Raw genomic sequence first — 19,505 nt, 5'->3', positions numbered from 1 at the left:
TACTATCACCCCGCCCATTAAGGGTGCTACCTTTGCATGTGGAAAAATTTTGAGCGATGGAACAGACGATTACGGAAAAAACACAGCTAAACATTTCACATCCCGGCATCAGCAACGGGATGGTCATGCTGATGGCCATTACCTGCGGCCTGGTGGTAGCCAACATCTATTACAACCAGCCCTTGCTGGTGCAAATAGCAGCAACATTTCGCCTCACTACCAACCAGGTGAGTATTATTGCCACCATCACACAGGTGGGATATACGCTAGGGCTCCTGTTTGTGGTGCCCCTGGGGGATAAGGCCGAACGGCGCAAACTCATACTGGTAAAAACTTTCGGCGCAGCGGTCTGCATGATGGCGGCCGCCTTTTCCGCCAACTTTTATATGCTGATCGCCGCCAGCCTGTTTGTAGGCATCTTTTCCGCCGTGCCGCAGCTGTTGCTGCCTATGGCCGCCACTATGGCGCCGGCGGCCTCCCGGGGCAAAATTGTGGGAAAGGTCATGAGCGGCCTCCTCATTGGTATATTACTCTCCCGTACCCTCAGCGGCTTTATTGGCGCGCACCTGGGGTGGCGGGCGGTATTCCTCACAGGCGGCCTTGCCACCGCCATTATGCTGGCGATATTAAGCGTAAAACTGCCTAAAAACCCGCCTACCTTCGAAGGCAGCTATGCGAGCCTGATGAAGTCGCTTCTCACGCTGACCAAAGAAATGCCTGCGCTGCGGCAGGCAGCCTTTACCGGCTTCTGTATGTTCGGCGCTTTCAGCGTATTCTGGACCACGCTGGTATTCCTCCTGGAAGGCAGCCCTTTTTACTTTAAGAGCGATATGGTGGGTATGTTTGGCGCGATCGGCGCCTGCGGAGCGCTGGCGGCGCCGCTGGCGGGGAAGTCGTCCGACAGGAAAGGCCCGCAGTTCACCATCCTGCTGGGCATTGCCGCCGCGATACTGGCTTATGTGATCATGGGCTTTTCCGGCACTTCGCTGACCGGGCTGATTGCCGGCGTGATACTCCTGGATGTAGGGATGCAGGTAACGCATATCTCCAACCAGTCAAAAGTATTTGCGCTCAACCCGGAAGCCAGGAGCCGGCTCAATACCGTATATATTTCCAGTTCCTTTGCCGGCGGCTCACTGGGATCGCTGCTGGGCGCCCGGGCATGGAGCGCTGATGGATGGATGGGCGTTTGCATACTGGGTACGGGTATGATCGTGTTGGCATTGCTGGCAAATATTAAGGGAGGGAAAATCACTCATCAATATTAAACGAATCAAACAGTGACTATGCTAAAAAATCTCTTCGTCGCCGGGATCGCCGCGCTTGCCTTCACACAAGCGCAGGCCCAGGAACCCGCGGACCTCATCATCCGCTCCGTGCAGGTGATCGATGTACACACCGGGAAGATAAAGCCCGGGCAATCCATCGTTATCCGGCACGACAGCATCATTGCCGTAGCCGATGATAAAAAAGCTATGCGCTACACCGCCGCTCAAACCTTCAACGGCGCCGGCAAATACGCCATGCCCGGCCTGTGGGATAACCACATGCACTTTGGCGGCGGCGATACGCTGGCAGATGAAAATAAAAATTTCCTGAAGCTCTACCTCGCCCACGGGGTGACTACTATCCGCGATTGCTCCGCCGATATCAGCGACCTCGTCATCCAATGGCGCAATGAAGTGAACAACGGTACCCTGCAAGGCCCTACCATCTTCACCAGCGGCCCCAAACTGGAAGGGTATAAATCCCTCTGGTTAAACGACCTGGAAATAGGCACCAGCGCGGAGCTGCAGGCAGCGTTGGACTCCCTGCAGAAAATCAAAGTGGATTTTGTGAAGGTGACGGACAATACCCTGAAACCGGACCTCTACCTGGAAGCCATACGGGAAGCGCGGAAGCGCGGATGGGCCGTATCGGCGCACATCCCGTACACGCTCACCATGGACCAGGTGACCGCCGCAGGACTCAGCGCAGTAGAGCACCTCGGATATGCCTGGAAAGCCGGCGTGAAAGACGAAGCGGCCCTCTCCAGGAAAATTGCCGCCGGGGAAATTAAAGGAAGGGATATCAACAAATACATCATCGAAAACTTTGACAGCGCCGCCGCAATGAAAACTTACCGGATGATGGCAGCAAGAGGCACGGCTATAACGCCTACGCTTACACTGCCCCACCTCATGGCCTGGCTGGATGTGGACGACCACTCGCGCGACGAGTATCTCCAATACATCGGCAAGGGCATCAAAGGCACCTATGCCTGGCGGGTAAACCGCGCTAAACAGGACGATTCCGCAGCCATCGCCTTCCGCAAGGAAGTATTCCTTAAAACAGCAGCCTCCCTGAAACTGCTGCAACAGGCCGGTGTGAAGATCATGGCCGGTACGGATGCCGGTTACCTGAATTCCTACACCTATCCCGGCATCGGCATACACCAGGAGCTGGCATTGATGGTGAAATACGGCGGTATTACGCCATTGCAGGCTTTGCAGGCTTCTGTGATCAACTCCCCCGCCTACCTGCACAAAAGCAATTACGGCGAGCTGGCGCCAGGAAAAAAAGCGGATGTATTGTTGCTGAATGCCAACCCGCTTACGGATATCAATAACACGCAAAAGATATTTGCAGTGGTGGCTAAAGGCAAGCTGCTGGACAGGCAGGCGCTGGATAACCTGCTTATTGAAGTGCGGAACCAAAGTAAATAAAGCCAGTGAAGTGCGCAGCAAAGGCAAATAAAGCCACTGAAGTGCGGAACCAAAGTAAATAAAGCCACTGGTGTCCGCAGCCAGGGCAAATAAAACCACTGAAGTCCGCTACCAAACTAACTAAACCCTTTTCTCCCGCCTAACCCGCGGGAGAAAAGATTTATCTGATCAGGTTAAAAAACCTTCGCCACCGGATCCGGTCCTTATCATAACTGAGCCAAATCATCGTGGCCTTTCCCATCACATGGTCTTCCGGCAAAAATCCCCAGAACCTGGAATCCTCTGAAAAGTGCCGGTTATCTCCCATCATCCAGTAGTAATTCATTTTAAAAGTATAGGAAGCAGCCGGCTTTCCATTGATCAAAATCACGCTGGTGGAGGTATCCAGCCGGTTATGTTCGTAGGTGGCAATCGCCCGTGCATACAGGATGATGTTGCTGCTGTCGAGCGCAATAGTGAGCCCTTTTTTCGGGATGATAATCGGCCCGAAAAAATCTTCATTGTACTGATGCTCAAAATCCTTCGGGAAAATCCTGGAATCGCGGTCTACGCTGTGTATAACCGGCGTAATATTATACCCCAGCTGCCTTAGCTCCCGGGCTACTTCGGCGGTGAAATAGTAGCGGAACTTGGTACTGTCCCCCCGCAGCTGGAACGACTTCTCATCAATCCCGAACCTTTGCTTTACAGAATCCGGCAAGCCTTTGCACTCGTTGTCAAACAGGTAATACGGCCTTTGGGAATATTTGGGTTCCTCCAGGGGGCGGCTATTGATATATATGATGCCGGCGTTGATATCCAGCGTATCCCCCGGTAATCCTACACAGCGTTTGATCCATACGGCCCGCTTGTCGATTGGCCGCACGTCCGGAGGCGGAAACCGCTCGGGGTGCAGTTCCCGGTAATAGTCCACATCTTCGCCCTGTTTATTGGTAAGTACGGTATCCCCTACGGGGAGATTGAAAACCACCACATCCCCCCGTTCCACCTTTCCGAAGCCGGGTAACCTTTTGTAAGGCCATATGATGAAAGTGCTGTAGGGCCTGACGTTGGGGAAGAGCGGCATACGGGCCTGCGTGAATGGCAGGGCCAGCGGCGTATTAGGGAGGCGTGGCCCGTAACTGAGCTTACTTACAAATATATAGTCGTTGATGAGCAGGGTTTTCTCCATGGAGGGCGAAGGGATCATGAACGCTTCAAACAAAAAGGTCCTGATGAGGGTGGCGGTTACGACTGCAAAAATGATGGCCTCTATCCACTCTCTGAGCATTGATTTCTTTTTCTTTTCACTTGTTTCCTTCTGGGGTTTGCGGGCAAGAAACTTCATCCTGGATGCTGTTTTATGGTGCCAATGAATGTACTAACGGGTACTGCATTGACTTCGCAGGAGGCGTTTTCAATGGCGCCCGGGGAGAGATAAAAAATTCGCCTGTACAATTAAATCGTTTTATTAACTTGGTCCCGTTAACAGATCCACGTTATAATATTGTTCTTTGTATGAATCAGTCTAGACGTTTATTCCTCCAGCAGGCCAGCCTGGCCGCTGCAGGATTGTTATTGCCCGGCGGCATGCAGGCCTTTGCCTCTGGCAACGGCCTGCCAAAGAAAGTGGGAATCCAGCTGTACACCATGCGCGACCAGTTGGACAAGAACCCCACGGATACGCTGACCCGCATCGCTAAGATCGGCTACCAGGAAGTAGAAACCTATTACGGCTATACGCCGGGCAGCGCCGGAAAATTCTGGGGCCTGCCGGTAAAGGAATTGAAATCGCTGCTTGCCTCGCTGAATATGACCAGCCCAAGCGGCCACTACGGACTTAATAATTATCTCACCGAAGGAAACGGAAAGGACGATGAGCTGAAAGCCCAGGTGGAATATGCCGTGGAACTGGGGCAGCAATACTTCGTGATCCCCGCATTGCCCATGGCGCAATGGGACGCTACGCCTACCGCCTCCCACTATAAATTCATCTCCGAACAACTGAATAAAGCAGCGGAATACTGCAAAAAAGCCGGGTTGAAAGTGGCTTTCCACAATCACTTCTGGGAGTTCAAGCCGCTGGCGGACCAGGCCGGCACCGGGTATGAGATCATGCTGAAAAATACTGATCCCGGAAAGGTATTCTTTGAACTGGACCTGTTCTGGGCCATCAAATCCGGCTTTGATCCCGTGAAGCTTTTTGCTAAAGCGCCGGGCAGGTTCTTTGCGCTGCACATCAAGGATATTGACAAGGCAAAACCTGAAGTACTGGTATCTCCTGCCAATAAGGATAAAAAGGCGATGGAGCTGCTGTCCATGGCTTCCTTTGCGGATGTGGGTACCGGCGCGGTGGATTTCAAACGCATCCTGGCAAAAGCGCCGGCAGCGGGTGTGAAGCATTTGTATGTGGAGCAGGACGTAATTAAGACGGATCATTTCCAGAGCATTGCCAATAGCTATGCATATGTGAAGCAGCAGTTGCTGAAGTAAGTTTACTGCCCGCAAAGAGGCAAAGGAGGCTAAGGCTCTTTGCGGGCTACAAAATCCCGCCGGAAAAACGCTAGCTTTGCAGCAAACTTACGTTGTTATATATGGCGATGCACGAAATAGAAACATTAGTGGAAACCTCCATCCGCTGCCTGGATAACAGTCAGGACGCACAGGCCGATTACAGAAGCCTTATCTTTAACCTGTACCAGCTGCAAGACAGCTTTGACACCGGTTTCACGCACTTCCGGGTGATGGATATACTGATCAAACATCGCTACGTGTACACCTTCCCGATCACTGCACATCCCGCTTACCTGGAGCATACCGCCTACTTCGACGGACTAGCCGCCAGCCAGAAATTCAGCTTTATATACGCCAACCCGGCTAAAGAGTGGGACGCTACGGCTAACCCGGTAGCCGGTTACGCCAATTACGATCACGCTACCGGTAAATACATCCTCTATTGCGATGCCGGCTCCCTCCTATGGTCCGCCATGGTAGCGGCAGGCACTATTACCGGTAAAGATGCGCTGGCGCCGGAGCCGATGGGCTTCTTCCACCTGGCGCTCACCATTACGGAATATGCCGCGGCGCAGCGCGATAAGGAATTGCTGGGCCTCTGGTACCTGCTCCTGCCTTATATGGTGATGCAGGCCGAACAGGATGGCATCCCCATCCAGACAAAAGACCTGGAAACGATTTTCAATATCATCATCAGCCAGGACGCCATCCCACATGAAGGACTGCCTTACGTGGAAGACATCCCGAAAGGCGGTGAATTGGGCGCGTTCTGCGAATGGTGGTATGCCCCGGCAAAAGAATGGATGCCTTCGGAACCGGAGGAAGAAGAGATCGACCTGGAATCCATTCCGTTCACACAGGAAGTGGAAAAAAGCGCACACTGGTATTCCCAGCAGGTGGTCACCCTCATGGAACATGCCACCAATGCCATCCAGCAAATGGAAGATAATGGCGGCGGCGATGCGGCTGCACACCAGGCTGTACAACAACAACTGGCCACTGCGCTCAACTATGCCAATAAAGGATTGGAACTCGCGCCGGGCGAGCCAAACCTGCTGATGAACAAAGGCTCCATCCTCATGCTCCTGCAGGATTATCCTGCGGCGATGGCCTGTTACGATGAAGCATTGGCCTCCGCGCCCACCAATCCTTATGTACACCTGAACCGCGCTATTTTATATTATCATATGGATCAGTTCCGGGAAGCGAAGGCCTCTTTCGAACGGCTCCTCCAACTGGAACCCTCTAACGAGTTTGCCCAGCAATGGCTGCAGCACCTCCGCGAAGAAGGCTACTAATCTCACTTTCCTCCATACGGCCGGTTATTTCCGCTCTTCATAAAAAAGCGGAAATAACCGTTTTTTTATATAATTTTCAATTAGCTGCTATCACAGTGGCAATGATGAAGGAAGCGTTCTGACTACAAACAACTGCGTATGATTAAAGAGCTGGAAGATATCGTCCGCGCATATGAAGCCGCCAACCGCCAGGGCCTGCGTACCGCGCTGGCCACGGTCGTGCATGTGGAAGGCTCCGCCTACCGCCAGCCCGGCGCCAGGATGCTGGTTACGGAAAACGGCGCGCTGACCGGCGCTATCAGCGGGGGCTGCCTGGAAGGGGACGCGCTGCGCAAAGCGCAACTGGTGATCATGCAACAACAGCCCATGCTGGTAACCTACGATACGACGGACGAAGACGATGCGCAACTCGGCGTAGGCCTCGGCTGCAACGGCATCATCCACATCCTCCTGGAGCCCATCCAAAGCGAAGACGCCAACAATCCCATTCACCTGATTCAACTCATCACCGCTAACCGGCAGGAAAGTATCCTGATTACGCTGTTTAATTTACAAAAGCGAAAAGAACAACAACCGGGAACGGTGCTGCTCCGCAGAGATAACTACGTAGACGGGTACACGGATAATACGCCTCTTTGCTCCGCCCTCCTGCAGGACGCGCAAATGGCCATGGACGCGCAATCCACCCTCATCCGCACTTATATCTCCCCCGAAAAATCCATTACCGCGCTCCTCTCCTACATTGCTCCTGCAGTACAACTGCTCATTGCCGGCGCTGGTAACGACGCGCAGCCATTGCTGCAGGTAGCGCAGATCATGGGCTGGCAGACGCATCTGCTGGACGGCCGCCCCAACTACGCTACCGCTACCCGCTTCCCCGGCACGGTCATTCATGTGGCCAAAGCCACGGAAGTACTGCAGCAGGTTAACGTGGACGCCTATACGGCCGCCGTACTCATGACGCATAACTACAACTACGACCTTGCCCTGCTTCAGCAGCTCGTACACTTGCCCCTGCCCTACATCGGCGTGCTGGGGCCCGCCAAAAAACTACACCGCATGTTGCAGGAAGCCGGTAACATCTCCGCTATACAACAGGCGCGCATATACGGCCCTTCCGGGCTGGACATCGGCGCGGCTACCCCGGAGGAAATCGCCCTCAGCATTGCCGCCGAAGTAAAGCTCGTCATGAGCCGCGGCAACCACAAAGGGCACTCCCTGCGGGATAAAGACGGCGCTATACACAGCAGGAGAGCCCAGGTAATCACCAGTCAACACCTTTGATATGACAGGTATTATCATTCTTGCCGCAGGCGCGTCACAACGGCTTGGCCAGCCGAAACAGCTGCTGCCTTTCCGCGGCAGTACCCTCCTGGGCAATATCGCCGCTACCGCTATAGCTAGTAACATAGGCCCGGTGCTGGTTACCCTGGGCGCCTTTGCAGAACAAATCAAACCCACCCTCGCCGGCATGCATTGCAAAATAGCAGTGAACGAACAGTGGGAAGCCGGTATGGGCAACACCATCGCATTTTCCGTCACGGAATTTCTTCGTATATACCATAACGTTAGTAAGCTGTTTTTACTCGTCTGCGATCAGCCATTCATTGATGCACGCCTCCTGCACCGCATGCAGGCCATGCGCTCCCCCATCGTCGCCTGCCGTTACGAATACAACACCGGTACCCCGGCCCTCTTCAGCGAAGCCTACTTCCCCGAACTGCAGGCGCTGCAAGGCAGCAGCGGCGCTAAAAAACTCCTCGCCACCCATAAGGAACAGGTAACAACCATCGATTTCCCGGAAGGGATCATTGATATTGATACCCAAAAGGATTATAATAACCTCCTGGCAGAATAAGAGAAAAAATTTTTTTGCGGAATCAAACTTTGCGTTATATTTGTCTACAAGTTTGGTAGACTAATAAAATTCATTACCATGATTACCTACACTACAACTCCATCCATGGCTGCTTTTCGCATCATTGCGAAACAGGTGATACTGTCCTCCGCCAAAGGATATTGTTGTTGTTGTTAATCCCTCCCCAAACACTTCCCGCGGTCATCCCACCAATCTCCGCTTCAGTCTTACAGCGCTTATTATTCACCGCCAACAAAAACATTTCGTCATGAAAACGAATAACCAACCCGTATTCCGTCTTGACCAGACGGTTACCTCCGAGCATCTTGACTGGTTCCAGCAGCATGGTGTCATACAGTTCCGCAATTTCATCGATGCTGATACCGTTCAATTATTAATCCGTGAAGTGCAGCAGGTACAAAACTGGCTGCTCCGCAACCAGATCCAGAAAGTGAACGGCATACCCCTGAAATTCGGTACGGATGCGGATGGCACGCCCCTGATCCAACGCATCGCCTTCGCCTCCCACTACAGCAACCTCCTGCGCGAATTCCTGCAGGACCCGCGCCTGCATTCGCTCACCAAACTGCTGGGCCCCTACGATGGCCGCATCGGTGAAAATGAAAAAGACGGGCTCGTGGTAAACCATTATGTAAACACCGCCAACAGCCAGTTTAAACAACTGGGCTGGCATACGGATAGTCCGCGCGACCTCTTCCTCGGCACCCGCATCATGCCTATGCTCAACGTAGGCCTCCACCTGGACGACTGCCCCGCTGAAAACGGCGGCCTGCGCGTACTTGCCGGCACCCACCGGCAAGGCTTATGGCGGCTGTTATTCAGAAAGAAATACTTCATAGACAACAACCCGGATAAAAACGAGACCGGATTTGATATTCATGCGGGCGACCTCACCGTACACGATGGCCGGTTATGGCACCGGGTACAGCAATCCCCGCATGTAGGCGAAGCGAGCCGCCGCCGCGTCATGTACATCCCCATCATCACCGGGGAATACCAGCCCAAACACGCCGGCAGTCCTACCCCGTTCTACCACAAACTGGCGCACCTGAAGCAACACCTCTACGGCGCCAAACCGGCCTGGGAAGCGGCTAAAGCAAAAACGCCCGCTGTACTGGAACCTAAATCCTAAATCATTCGATATGTCATATGCATTAGTAACAGGAGCCGCCAAAGGGATAGGAAAAGCCATTGCGGCGGCCCTAGCTGAAAAGAATTACCACCTCCTGCTGGTCGACCTGGACGGCGATGCCCTCGAAGCAACCGCCACTGAAATTGCGCAGCTATATCACGTGAACGTACACACGCTGAACCAGGACTTGTCCGCGCCGGACGCCATTGATGAAGTATTCGGCTGGTCCTCGCATTTTCACAACCGCCTCTCCGTAGTGGTAAACAATGCCGGGTATGGCCTCAATGGCGAATTTGAGAAGATCCCCCTCGCCTCGCAGTTCAACATCATAGACGTGAATATCCGCGCGCAGGTAGGGCTTTCCCATGCCTTCCTCCCCGTGCTGCGGCAGTTTAAAAAAGGTTACCTGCTGAATGTGGTGAGTACCACGGCGTATCAAACAGTCCCTTACCTGAACATCTACGCCGCTACAAAAGCCTTCGCCTTATCGTTTACGCGGGGCTTGCGCTATGAGCTGCGGAACAGCAACGTATCCGTCAGCGCGCTGAGCCCGGGCAGCACGGATACGGATTTCGTCAACCGCGCAGGCATGAACGCCCGCACCCGCAGGATTGCGGACCGGTTTAACATGACGCCGGAAGCGGTAGCTAAAATAGCCGTCAACGGGCTCTTTAAGGGCAAAGCGGAGATCATTCCCGGCTTTACGAACAAACTCAACGCCTGGTTACCTAAATTCTTCCCCAAAGCGCTGGTGGAAAAAATCGCGGGCGATATTTACGAAACGCGGGCAGCCGATCTTTCGAAGGAAAATCTCCTTACGAATAAAGCTCCTGTTCTTCGGTAAAATAAGTACGGCCACCTTTATCCACATGCTGAATGGGATAACCGCCGGGGCTTTTCTCTTTTTTGGGAACATGCACCTGCAGGAAGTCGCGCACCTCGCCATTGGTAATGCCGGGGTGGTTTTTATTGATTTTCTTAATGGCGTCCTTCAGCACCTTGCGGGTAGCCGTTACGAGGTCTTTTATCTTCTTCGGCGGAATGGCCTTGCTGATGGAGAAAGGTGAAATTTTTGCGGCGTAGAGGATTTCATCCGCATAGGCATTGCCAATGCCCAGCACATTTTTTTGATCCGTCAGGTATTTTTTAATAGTAGTTTTCTTCTTAGCCAGTTGCTCCTGCAGGTACTTCTCGTTAAACTCCCTGGAAAGGGCATCCGGCGCCTCTTTTTCCGGCGGATCCAGGGTGAGGTGGGCTGCCTTCTGGAAATCCGTCAAAGCGAGGGAAATACCGCCTGAAAACCGCAAAGTAGCAATGGTGAATTTTTGTTCTTCCCCTTTTTTGAGGAGATACAATTTCCCGTGCAACATCATGTGCATCGCCAGCACATGCTCCTTCCCGAAATAAAAATAGAGCTCCTTGCCCTGCCTGGCAATCCTGGTCAGCTTCTTCCCGGTCAACGCTTTTTTCAAAGCCGCCACCGTTACTTTCAGGTGCTTCGTCACAGGCACTTCAATATCCTGCAGCTTTTTATTTTCCAGCGCGGCAGATAAATTCTGTTGAAATACTTCGAGGTCCGGTAATTCAGGCATGACGTGTATGTTTTAGGCTAACGAATGTTGCAATAAAAATACCACTTTCTCTCTACTTTAATGCGCCTGCAAATCGCCATTGCGACCGGAAAGACGGACTCAGCGCCTGTTTCGTAATGATGGCCCTGTACAACTCTATCGGGATGGCCCCCTCATGCAGGAAGGCGTCATGAAATTCCAGCTCCGTCATTTTGCCCGTAGCCACCACTTCCCGGTACAATGCCCGCAACTGTAAACCGCCCATCATGTAAGCAATCTGGTACAGCGGGCCATAGCCACCCGTAAAGGAGCGGCGCACTTCCGACTCCGCGCTGAACGGCTCATGACCTACCCTTTCCACCAGGAAGTCAATACACTGCTGAGGCGTCCATTTCCCCAGGTGATAATTGAGGGAGAAGATGATACGCGCGCATCGGTGCATACGCCAGAATAAAGCGCCTATCTTTTCTTCCGGGGTGGCATGAAAACCTTTATCCCACAGCAGCATTTCCCAGTACAACGCCCAGCCTTCCACGGAAAACGGCGTGCTGAAAACGCTGCGGTAAGGCTTGTAACGCTGATTCATATAGCCCTGCAGGTTATGCCCGGGGATCAGCTCATGAAATACCGTGGCATGCGCAAAGCCATAGTTGTTGCTGCGCAGGCTCATCTCCTTGGAACGCTCGTCCATATCCATCGTAGGATAAGCAATGAGGATGGAAGGGCCTCCCAGGAAGAAGGGCGCAAAACGCTGTTGCTCCTTGCTGAGCATAAACATCCGCCAGGTTTCCTTCGCCAGCTCCGGGATGGTAACCAGGTGGCGGTCTTCCACGAATTTTACCGCTTCATCCGCCAGGCGGTGGATCAGCTCCGGCTGCCGGCCCGGCGCCACGTAGTTCTCCTTGATCTTTGCCAGCGCCTTTTTCCAGTCGGCCCCAAAGCCCAGCGCTGCCGAGGCTTTCAGCATTTCCTGGTCGCACCACTCAAACTCCCTGTTCGCGATGGCAACCAGTTCTTCAGGGGAATACGGGATCATCTCAAACTGCAGCAGGTCCGTCAGCGCGGCCTTGCCAATGGGCGTGCCTTTGATGCCGCTGCCATCCAGGGATTTATCAGCCTTATCCGCCAGGTCGTTATTCAGGTGGGTGGCATATTTTATCAAAGCGCTGTCCACTTTCTGATAAGGCTCTTTTACCCACCAGGTGAACTGCGGATCATAGTTGTAATAAAAGTCGTACACCTGCTGCAGGCCTTTCTGCAGGCTGCTTACCAACGCCGCCGCCTTACGCAGCTCCGTTGCGCTGAGCTGTTGATTTTTAGCCGCAGCAGCGCGGGCAGTGGCAATCGCTTCCTGTATCTTATGCAGCGTCATCGCTATCTGCCGGCTGTCCGGCGTATCCCCCCGCCTGCGCCGGATCTGCATTTGCATGATATCATCCGCAAAAGGCGCCAGGGGCAAAATCTTCGTATATACCTGCGCGTTATCGTCTATTTCCTTTAACTCCCTGCGCATGTTACGCTGCAACAGCAGGTAATCCACCTGCTCCGCCGTACTAAGCGAGGCGAAATTCAGTTGTTGCAGCTCCTGCAACACACCGCCGTAATACCTGCGCATGCGGGTATAATACTCCGGGCTGTCCGGAAAAATATATACTTTGTTCAACGCGCTCACATCCGCTTCCACCCGTTGTATCAGCTCCGCCACCGGCTCCCCGGGCGCGGCAAAAAGGCAGGTAGTACAAACCAAACTGAGGATAGTGCAAAACATTCTTTTCATAAGTAGGAAACTTGTTAAAATAGCTAAAACAGCACTTAATTTTTGTTCCGGAAGCGCCTGCCCAACGGGCAGTACCTTTGGTTGATCTTTGAATTACGAAACGTTCCGTCAAAGATAAAACCCTTGCCTGTAAAGGATTTACAAAAATTGTCCGCCAATAAACAATCCTTGTCTTTAAAGAATAAATATATACATTTTATTGTCCTATGTAAAGCTCCTGTTAAAACCAAACTGCAAGCGGACTCAAACGCCCTTTTCACTGCGTTTTAACGGCAGAAATTCGGTAAATTCGTAATTCGTGTTTTTTTAAATCCTTAAAACTTAATATGTAAAACAACTAAAACATTACGGCGTGAAATTGAAAAAGAAGCAAGTGATAAAACCGTTAGTGTTTGCATTTACTGTATGTGTTTTTGCATTCCTTATAACCACCTTTAGCAGTATAGATAAAACGCGTGCCAGCGCTTACAAAGCCAAAACCGGTACTACTCCTGTAGCGGACTCCATCCGGCAACCGGACTTATATAAAGAAATGGGCCTGGACTCGCTCGGACTCAGTGAGGAAGCGTTTGAAAATGCGATGGCAGGTTATGAGAAGCTGAACAGTGAAGGCAAACTGAAAAATGACAAAGTGATTTCCATTATCGACTTCTCACTGCCATCCAGTAAGAAGCGTTTATTCGTGATCGATCTGCAGAATAAAGTGGTGCTGTTCAACACCCTCGTGTCGCACGGCAGAGGCTCCGGCACCCTTAATGCCAACGCATTTTCCAATCAGCCCAACAGCTTCAAAAGCAGCCTGGGCTTCTATGTAACCGGCGATACCTACATCGGTCAGCATGGTTACTCCCTCCGCCTGCTGGGCGAAGAAAGAGGTATTAACGACAATGCGCTCGCCCGCGGCATCGTTATGCATAGCGCCGCCTATGTCAACGAAGCACTGGTGAAAACGCAGGGCTACATCGGCCGCAGCCTGGGCTGCCCGGCCATTCCGGAAGCCGTTCACAAAAAAGTGATCGAACGGATTCGCAATGGCAGCTGCCTGTTCCTCTACAGTCCTGATAAAACATATTCCATGCGCACCAGGCTCCTGGATAAAGATACTTTGGCATCCTGATAAAAAATCCCGGCCGTTGCAGCCGGGATTTCTTTTTTTATTACTTCGTAACGATAAACTTCACTGAACTATAATTCCCCTTCTCCGGCCTGATATAATAAGTACCCGCCGGCAAATCTCCCACTGCCACACTGTTGTTACTTCCCTTCACCACTCTCGCTCTACGTATCGTATGCCCGTTTCCGTTAGTGATCAACACATTCCCATCCATAGCGGATTTTACATGTACCGTGCTGCTGGCCGGGTTAGGAAATACTTCCAGCGGCGCCGCCGGCCGGGTATCAGTAGTATATACCGGCGCAGTCATCAGCGTGTTATTGCTTAGCGATTGCAGGCTGCCGCTGCCCTCTATCAGGGATAACGAAGGCCTGTCGCCCGCCAGCGCCGATTCGTTGGAGTAGAAAGTAATATCCGAGGTGCTGGCATCCGCATTCGTCAGGTTGCCATAAATATGGAATACCAGTACGGAATCCCCGGCATGTATGCGGCTTAGCAGACTATCTTTCGTAAGGTTCCAGGTCATCCAGTTGCCGCCGTAATAGAAGCCTGCATTCAGGGAATCCAGGTGCGCGGAATCCGCTACCCATTTATTCCAGGTCAGGCTGTTGGCATCCGTATTGTCCCAGTTGGCTTTGGCCGCCCACTTCACCACGAGGTTAGTCTTCCCGCCGTTGCTGTTGACACTCCTGACTTTCAAATGCAATCTCACCGTATCCACATTCGCTAAATTACCCGTATAATCGCTCAGGCGGAACTTCAGGAAGGTTTCCCGCTTGTAACCCGCGTTAGGGTCCGGTTTTACGGCCAGGGAAGAATCGTTTCCGAAGTTGGTGGAAGCGCTGCCACCGTTACGGATATACGTATCCGCCACCGGGGTAATACCGGCCGGCCTGTCCATCGGGCCAAAGTTGATATCTATCACAGGAATATTGTTTTCAAAACGGTACGGATACACGAGGTCCTTCGAAGAGCCGTTCGTAAACACGAATTTGATACGCAGCGTGTACGTGCTGTATTTCTTCCAGAATTCAGCTACCGGCATGGATACGTTAAAACTATCCGCGCCTACCTTATTGGCAACCCAGGCCAGCTGGTCGTAGTTAGCGCCATCATCGTCCTGGTCGTTATAAATCACAATGCTGCTCACGGATTTGGTAGCGGTAAATTTCCCTGACAAATTGATATTACCTCCGCTGTAGTTGGAGTGGAAGTTCACAAACGAAGCAGTGCCAGCGCCGTATAAATCGCTGATGACATCTTCCGTACGGAACACTTCGCAGGTATGCAGCACGGCGCATTCCCCTGCTGTCAGGAAGGTAGCGGCGCGGCCGTAAGTGGTGTTACCGCTGCCCATGAGCGCCGTCCCCCTGGCCGGATCCGCCTTTTCGGATACCTTTTCCTTATCGTGCGGGAGGTTCAGGCCATGGCCCAGCTCATGCACCAATCCGCCGATATAGGCGGAGGTACCGCCGGTAGCGAAATAGTTGGTGTCGATATTCGGATTATCCAAAGCGAAGCACCAGCCGTTGCCCAACCCGTAAAACGGATTATAGCCGGATTCAGGCAGTATCACCAGGGTGTGCGTACTGTTCTTCTCCCCTGGATTTGCGGCGAAATAAGCGTTCACTTCCGGGATGATTTTGGAACCGCCGCCATCGTAAGGATATTGCGTCTTATCATACAACCCGCGCAGGATGCTGATCTTCACCAGTCCGTCGGAATCCTTGCGGAGCCCGAAAGTTTCGTTCGTATAGCCGTAATAGTTCATCCATTTACGATAGAAGTCCTGCGCCTGCAACATAATTCCGTTTAGCCGTTGCCGGTAGTTAGCCACCGTATCCACATCCGTAGGCAGGAAGTAAATGATGTTCAGGTTGTGCTTGCGGGTTTCCACCTGCCGAGCCGGGGGCGGCGTGCTGGTGGAGTCCTTGTGGTAATAGATGGTCAGTTGGGGCCGTTGCATAGGGTTGGTCCATTCCCTCGAGTACATAGAGGTGTTGGCAGCGGAGTTCAGACGGGTATATACGGCAAAAGAGACCAAAGAATCTCCCGCCAGGGCCAACTGCACCCTGCCCTGTAAGCCTTTCCACACGGCCCGGTAAGGGGTGGAATCCGTGATGGCCGTGGTAGGCTTGGGCACAACGCTGAGCGTATCCGGCCCTATTCCCGGTTTGTTATTCCAGGTCAGGGTTGTTTCCGTCCAGCTGTTGTTGGCCACCGGCAGCACGTGCCACAGGTGCCCGGCGCCGGATTGGGAGTAATACACCGATCCCTGCAGGAAGGCGGAGTCGATCACCGTGCCCGCCGGCAGGCCAAGCCCGGCCAGGCTGAACTTCAGGTAAGTGATCAGGTTGTAGGGGGAGCTGGTGCTGGATTGGGAATACCGGAAGCGCAACTGTGTGGAACTGCCGTAGTTCGCATTCCGCGCGTCATCGGCGGTATTGCTGTTCACATACGTGTCTTCCAGGGCGGTAATGACCTTTGTGCCGGATTGCGCCGGGCATAGCCGGGCAGAAAAGATAACGGGCAGGCATAGTGCGACCGCACGCAAAAGTGTAAACAATTTGCTCATTGTTCAGTTTTTTGGTTAATAATCAAAAACTTTTGCGATGATCGTTACAATGAATAAAAGGGGTGGGTGAGATAATAAATATATAATAATTTTTTTAAACGCAAGGGATATTTTTTGGGGGCGTTTCAGTGTACTTTTTGTAATCCGGCAGGGGGCGCCGTACTTTTTTTAGGTGGGGGGAGAAGATAGCCCCGCGGGTCTTCCTCTCCCCGTCCATATTAAATTATCCGGCCCATCAGCGGATCTGTGATACCATCGTTTCCTGTTTCAACACGGCCGGCAAAACGCTGTTCAAACTTGCCGCTACCGGCAACGGTTACACGTATATCATACCATCGGTGGCTTTGGGCGAGGTCGATCACCAGTACGGACTTGCATTTGGGCGCTACGGTAATTTTCGTTTCCCCTTTCCCGTAAGACATGTCCTTTGCAACGATGGTCAGCGCCGTATTACCGCTGTTGCTGATCTGAATCGCGAGGTTGCCCGTCAGCTTTTTGCGGATGGTTTTACTGCGCTGGTAATCGCATTCGATCGTTACCGCAGGGTCGCCCGCATCGCCTTTAAACTCCCGGTAGTAGCCGTTTGCGCCATACACGCGCAGGTGATAATCACTGTTTTCAAATTCATGCAGCGGCCATTCGTCCCGGATGGCGTCCCCCGCTTTCACAGCGTAGGACCATGCCCGTAGCGGCCCCATCTGGTTGGTATCCGGCTGGATGTAATTGCCCGGCGCATACACGTTGAAAGGCGCGCCGGCAGCCCTTGCGCCAAACACTTCATTGGCCGCGCTGAAGCTGATTTCGAACGAACGCTTGTCCGCACTCAGTTTCCCATGCGTGTACAGCTGGTACGGCAGCGCGGAAGAAGGCTTGGTACCTTTCTCCTGCTGCGGCATCCAGGGCGACTTCTCCGGATGCTCATTCACTTCCGCAATTTCTGCCGGGGTGAGCGCTTTGAAGTTATCCGGCAGCTTTTTGAATTTGGCGTTATAGATGCTTTCCATCACCTCATTCCGCTCTTCAAATGGCAGCTCCACCTTTTCGCCGTTATACGGCCTGAAAACGCTGGATAAGTCGCCGCAGACCGCACGGCGGTAAGCGGAAATATTGGTTTCCCGTATAGGCTTGCCCGTTTTATGCTGCAGGAAGTTTTCCAGGAACTGTAAAATGGAAGTATGGTCGCAGACCTCGGAGTTCACGAACCCGCCGCGGCTCCACGGGGAGGCAATTACCAGCGGCACGCGGTAGCCGAGTCCGATCGGACTTTCGCGCAGGGAGTTCTTGCCTACATGCGATTTTTTCTTTTCCTCTTCCAGCGTTACGTATTCAATAGCCGTATCAATTCCTTCGGATACCTTACCGGTGCCGGGTTTGAACGGCGCGGTAAACGGCGGCACGTGATCGAAGTAGCCGTCGTTTTCATCGTAGCAAAGGATGAAAATAGTTTTCTTCCAGACCTCTTCTTTTTTGGTGAGGATGTCCAGCACTTCGGATACGTACCAGGCGCCGTACCAGGGCGCGCCCGGATGGTCGGAGAACTCGCCCGGCGCTACCAGGTAAGATACCGTAGGCAGCTGGCCGTTGTTCACATCCTGGCGGAACTGGTGGAGGATGTCCCCTTTCGGCACGGTTACCTTTCTTACTTCGTTTCCATCTTTATATTCCAGCGTTTCCAGGTCATGATAATGCGGATCATTGCTGTTGGTGGTGAAGGCGCGCCGGTGCAGCTCCTGCTCCCGGGCGCTCAGTTTGGCGAAGTTCTCCGGCGTGTATTTCACCGCGTCCTGCTTCACCTGTTCCAGCTCCTGCTCCGCCCTGGCGATGGCTTTGGAAAGCCTGGTATGTTCCGGCGTGCCTGCGGTAAGGCCCGCCAGCTGCTGCTTTTTCTCAGCGATAAATGCCGGCAGCTGTTGCTGGCTGCGCTCCAGGTATTTCATATAGCCGGTAGAGTAGCGCACGTTATAAGCGGCAAACCACTCGATGGGGTTATCCGTGAAGTTGGCCAGCATGCCGTCTTTTTCGCCTTCCAGGCGGGCGGCGCTGATCTCATTCTGGTAGATGCGCCAGTTGACGCCCGCGTCCTGCATACGCTCCGGGAAGGAGGTCCAGTGCGCTTCTGCGCCATAGTCCACATCCTCGTTCCATACGTTGGCCTGGGAGTCCGCATGTTGCCCGCTGCGCAGGGTGCCGGTCCATAAGTACAGGCGGTTGGGCGTGGTGCCCGTCAGGCTCGAGCAAAAGTTCTGGTCGCATACGGTAAACGCATCGGCGAGGGCATAGTAGAAAGGGATGTCCGTCCGGTCGTAATACCCCATGGTAAGCGGCATGGGCGCCCAATCCTTGTTGCCGCTGGCTTTTACCAGCAGCCATTTATCGTAGCGGCCGTTGTTGCGGGCATCCACCTGGTTGGACCAGGAGTGCGGCAGGCTGCTCATCCAGGTGGCCTTGGTATCTTTTATATTCAAACGGAAAGGGGCAAACGTTTCGCCCGCCTTGTTACTTTGCAGCCACACTTTGTTCTTGTTGGGAAGGGTAATCGCACGGGGATCGTTGAAGCCGCGTACGCCTCTCAGGGAGCCATAACAGTGGTCAAAGGAGCGGTTTTCCTGCATGAGGATCACCACATGTTCCGCATCGAGGTAGGTAGTGCCCGGCTGGGGATTGATGGCCAGGGCGCGTTGAATAGAACCCGGCATGGCGCTCCATACGCCGGCTGCGCCGGAAAGCAGGGCCGCTTTCCTGATAAAATCTCTTCTTGTATCCATTTTCTGATTTTTCATGTTCACTGCAGCAGCCTCAGACAAGGCATCCCGCAATGGGCCTGAAAATAGGAAATTATTGGTGAGCCTGCAATTAAGATGTAACGTGTTGTGCTATTAAAAAGATAAAGCATGTTTGATCTTTGAAATTTTGAGTCCATTTTTGAAATTGATGAACTGGAGCAGAGAAGTCGCCGATAGT

At 52.9% G+C, this 19,505-nt stretch carries 14 protein-coding genes; 9 read left to right on the top strand and 5 right to left on the bottom strand.

The features are described from left to right. Positions 1-56: 56 nt before the first annotated feature. Together BOC67_RS18530 and BOC67_RS18525 are read left to right on the top strand one after the other, a co-directional pair. Positions 57-1,268, top strand: coding sequence for an MFS transporter (locus BOC67_RS18530; RefSeq protein ID WP_291912265.1), 1,212 nt, complete (start codon positions 57-59; stop codon positions 1,266-1,268). Positions 1,269-1,286: 18 nt separating this feature from the next. Continuing rightward, positions 1,287-2,705, top strand: a complete 1,419-nt coding sequence (locus tag BOC67_RS18525) for an amidohydrolase family protein (RefSeq protein ID WP_291912263.1) — start codon at positions 1,287-1,289, stop codon at positions 2,703-2,705. Positions 2,706-2,865: 160 nt separating this feature from the next. Here BOC67_RS18525 and lepB read toward each other — a convergent pair whose 3' ends face one another. Further along, positions 2,866-4,032, bottom strand: coding sequence for a signal peptidase I (gene lepB / locus BOC67_RS18520; protein ID WP_291912261.1), 1,167 nt, complete (start codon positions 4,030-4,032; stop codon positions 2,866-2,868). 170 nt (positions 4,033-4,202) lie between these two features. Between lepB and BOC67_RS18515 the strand changes: the two genes are divergently transcribed. The 6 genes from BOC67_RS18515 to BOC67_RS18490 all read left to right on the top strand — a co-directional run bounded on the left by BOC67_RS18515 (position 4,203) and on the right by BOC67_RS18490 (position 10,351). Further along, a complete protein-coding gene (locus BOC67_RS18515; protein WP_291912259.1) occupies positions 4,203-5,177 on the top strand; it encodes a sugar phosphate isomerase/epimerase in 975 nt (324 codons plus the stop codon). A 101-nt stretch (positions 5,178-5,278) separates the two neighbouring features. Continuing rightward, entirely contained in the window at positions 5,279-6,496 is a 1,218-nt protein-coding gene (locus BOC67_RS18510) for a tetratricopeptide repeat protein (RefSeq protein ID WP_291912256.1), read from the top strand. 138 nt (positions 6,497-6,634) lie between these two features. After that, entirely contained in the window at positions 6,635-7,780 is a 1,146-nt protein-coding gene (locus tag BOC67_RS18505) for an XdhC family protein (protein ID WP_291912254.1), read from the top strand. A 1-nt stretch (position 7,781) separates the two neighbouring features. Continuing rightward, positions 7,782-8,354: a nucleotidyltransferase family protein gene (locus BOC67_RS18500; RefSeq protein ID WP_291912252.1), complete on the top strand. Its 573-nt coding sequence runs from the start codon at positions 7,782-7,784 to the stop codon at positions 8,352-8,354. A gap of 268 nt (positions 8,355-8,622) precedes the next feature. Then, positions 8,623-9,507, top strand: a complete 885-nt coding sequence (locus BOC67_RS18495) for a phytanoyl-CoA dioxygenase family protein (RefSeq protein ID WP_291912250.1) — start codon at positions 8,623-8,625, stop codon at positions 9,505-9,507. A 10-nt stretch (positions 9,508-9,517) separates the two neighbouring features. Beyond that, positions 9,518-10,351 (top strand): SDR family oxidoreductase, encoded by an 834-nt coding sequence (locus BOC67_RS18490; RefSeq protein WP_291912248.1) that lies wholly within the window; start codon positions 9,518-9,520, stop codon positions 10,349-10,351. On the opposite strand, the gene BOC67_RS18485 is transcribed toward BOC67_RS18490, so the two are convergent. Further along, entirely contained in the window at positions 10,323-11,099 is a 777-nt protein-coding gene (locus BOC67_RS18485; RefSeq protein WP_291912246.1) for a DNA-formamidopyrimidine glycosylase family protein, read from the bottom strand. The two genes, BOC67_RS18490 and BOC67_RS18485, sit on opposite strands and share 29 nt — an antisense overlap. Positions 11,100-11,151: 52 nt before the next feature. Beyond that, positions 11,152-12,855 carry a DUF885 family protein gene (locus BOC67_RS18480; protein ID WP_291912244.1) on the bottom strand — a complete coding sequence of 568 codons (1,704 nt, stop codon included), beginning with the start codon at positions 12,853-12,855 and terminating at the stop codon, positions 11,152-11,154. Between the two features lie 358 nt (positions 12,856-13,213). Here BOC67_RS18480 and BOC67_RS18475 point away from each other — a divergent pair, with 358 nt between their 5' ends. Next, the gene (locus BOC67_RS18475; RefSeq protein WP_291912242.1) at positions 13,214-13,972 is read left to right on the top strand and encodes a murein L,D-transpeptidase catalytic domain family protein; all 759 of its coding nucleotides are present in this window, start codon (positions 13,214-13,216) and stop codon (positions 13,970-13,972) included. Between the two features lie 40 nt (positions 13,973-14,012). Here the strand turns inward: BOC67_RS18475 and BOC67_RS18470 are convergent, their stop codons facing one another. Together BOC67_RS18470 and BOC67_RS18465 are read right to left on the bottom strand one after the other, a co-directional pair. Next, on the bottom strand, positions 14,013-16,544 hold the full coding sequence (locus BOC67_RS18470; protein WP_291912240.1) for a DNRLRE domain-containing protein: 2,532 nt from the start codon (positions 16,542-16,544) through the stop codon (positions 14,013-14,015). A gap of 218 nt (positions 16,545-16,762) precedes the next feature. Further along, positions 16,763-19,309, bottom strand: coding sequence for a phosphocholine-specific phospholipase C (locus BOC67_RS18465; protein ID WP_291912239.1), 2,547 nt, complete (start codon positions 19,307-19,309; stop codon positions 16,763-16,765). Positions 19,310-19,505 lie beyond the last annotated feature (196 nt).

The sequence above is a fragment of the Chitinophaga sp. CB10 genome (assembly GCA_001870995.2).
Classification (GTDB): domain Bacteria; phylum Bacteroidota; class Bacteroidia; order Chitinophagales; family Chitinophagaceae; genus Chitinophaga.
Note: the sequence above shows the minus strand (reverse complement) of the source record. Positions and strands in the feature narration are given on the sequence as shown.

What these genes read in the sequence shown, in the direction of transcription:
- BOC67_RS18505 (WP_291912254.1), top strand. Translation starts at nt 6,635, where the DNA reads ATGATTAAAGAGCTGGAAGATATCGTCCGCGCATATGAAGCCGCCAAC.
- BOC67_RS18470 (WP_291912240.1), bottom strand. Translation starts at nt 16,544, where the DNA reads ATGAGCAAATTGTTTACACTTTTGCGTGCGGTCGCACTATGCCTGCCC.
- lepB (WP_291912261.1), bottom strand. Translation starts at nt 4,032, where the DNA reads ATGAAGTTTCTTGCCCGCAAACCCCAGAAGGAAACAAGTGAAAAGAAA.
- BOC67_RS18480 (WP_291912244.1), bottom strand. Translation starts at nt 12,855, where the DNA reads ATGAAAAGAATGTTTTGCACTATCCTCAGTTTGGTTTGTACTACCTGC.
- BOC67_RS18490 (WP_291912248.1), top strand. Translation starts at nt 9,518, where the DNA reads ATGTCATATGCATTAGTAACAGGAGCCGCCAAAGGGATAGGAAAAGCC.
- BOC67_RS18500 (WP_291912252.1), top strand. Translation starts at nt 7,782, where the DNA reads ATGACAGGTATTATCATTCTTGCCGCAGGCGCGTCACAACGGCTTGGC.
- BOC67_RS18510 (WP_291912256.1), top strand. Translation starts at nt 5,279, where the DNA reads ATGGCGATGCACGAAATAGAAACATTAGTGGAAACCTCCATCCGCTGC.
- BOC67_RS18465 (WP_291912239.1), bottom strand. Translation starts at nt 19,309, where the DNA reads ATGGATACAAGAAGAGATTTTATCAGGAAAGCGGCCCTGCTTTCCGGC.
- BOC67_RS18515 (WP_291912259.1), top strand. Translation starts at nt 4,203, where the DNA reads ATGAATCAGTCTAGACGTTTATTCCTCCAGCAGGCCAGCCTGGCCGCT.
- BOC67_RS18485 (WP_291912246.1), bottom strand. Translation starts at nt 11,099, where the DNA reads ATGCCTGAATTACCGGACCTCGAAGTATTTCAACAGAATTTATCTGCC.
- BOC67_RS18495 (WP_291912250.1), top strand. Translation starts at nt 8,623, where the DNA reads ATGAAAACGAATAACCAACCCGTATTCCGTCTTGACCAGACGGTTACC.
- BOC67_RS18530 (WP_291912265.1), top strand. Translation starts at nt 57, where the DNA reads ATGGAACAGACGATTACGGAAAAAACACAGCTAAACATTTCACATCCC.
- BOC67_RS18525 (WP_291912263.1), top strand. Translation starts at nt 1,287, where the DNA reads ATGCTAAAAAATCTCTTCGTCGCCGGGATCGCCGCGCTTGCCTTCACA.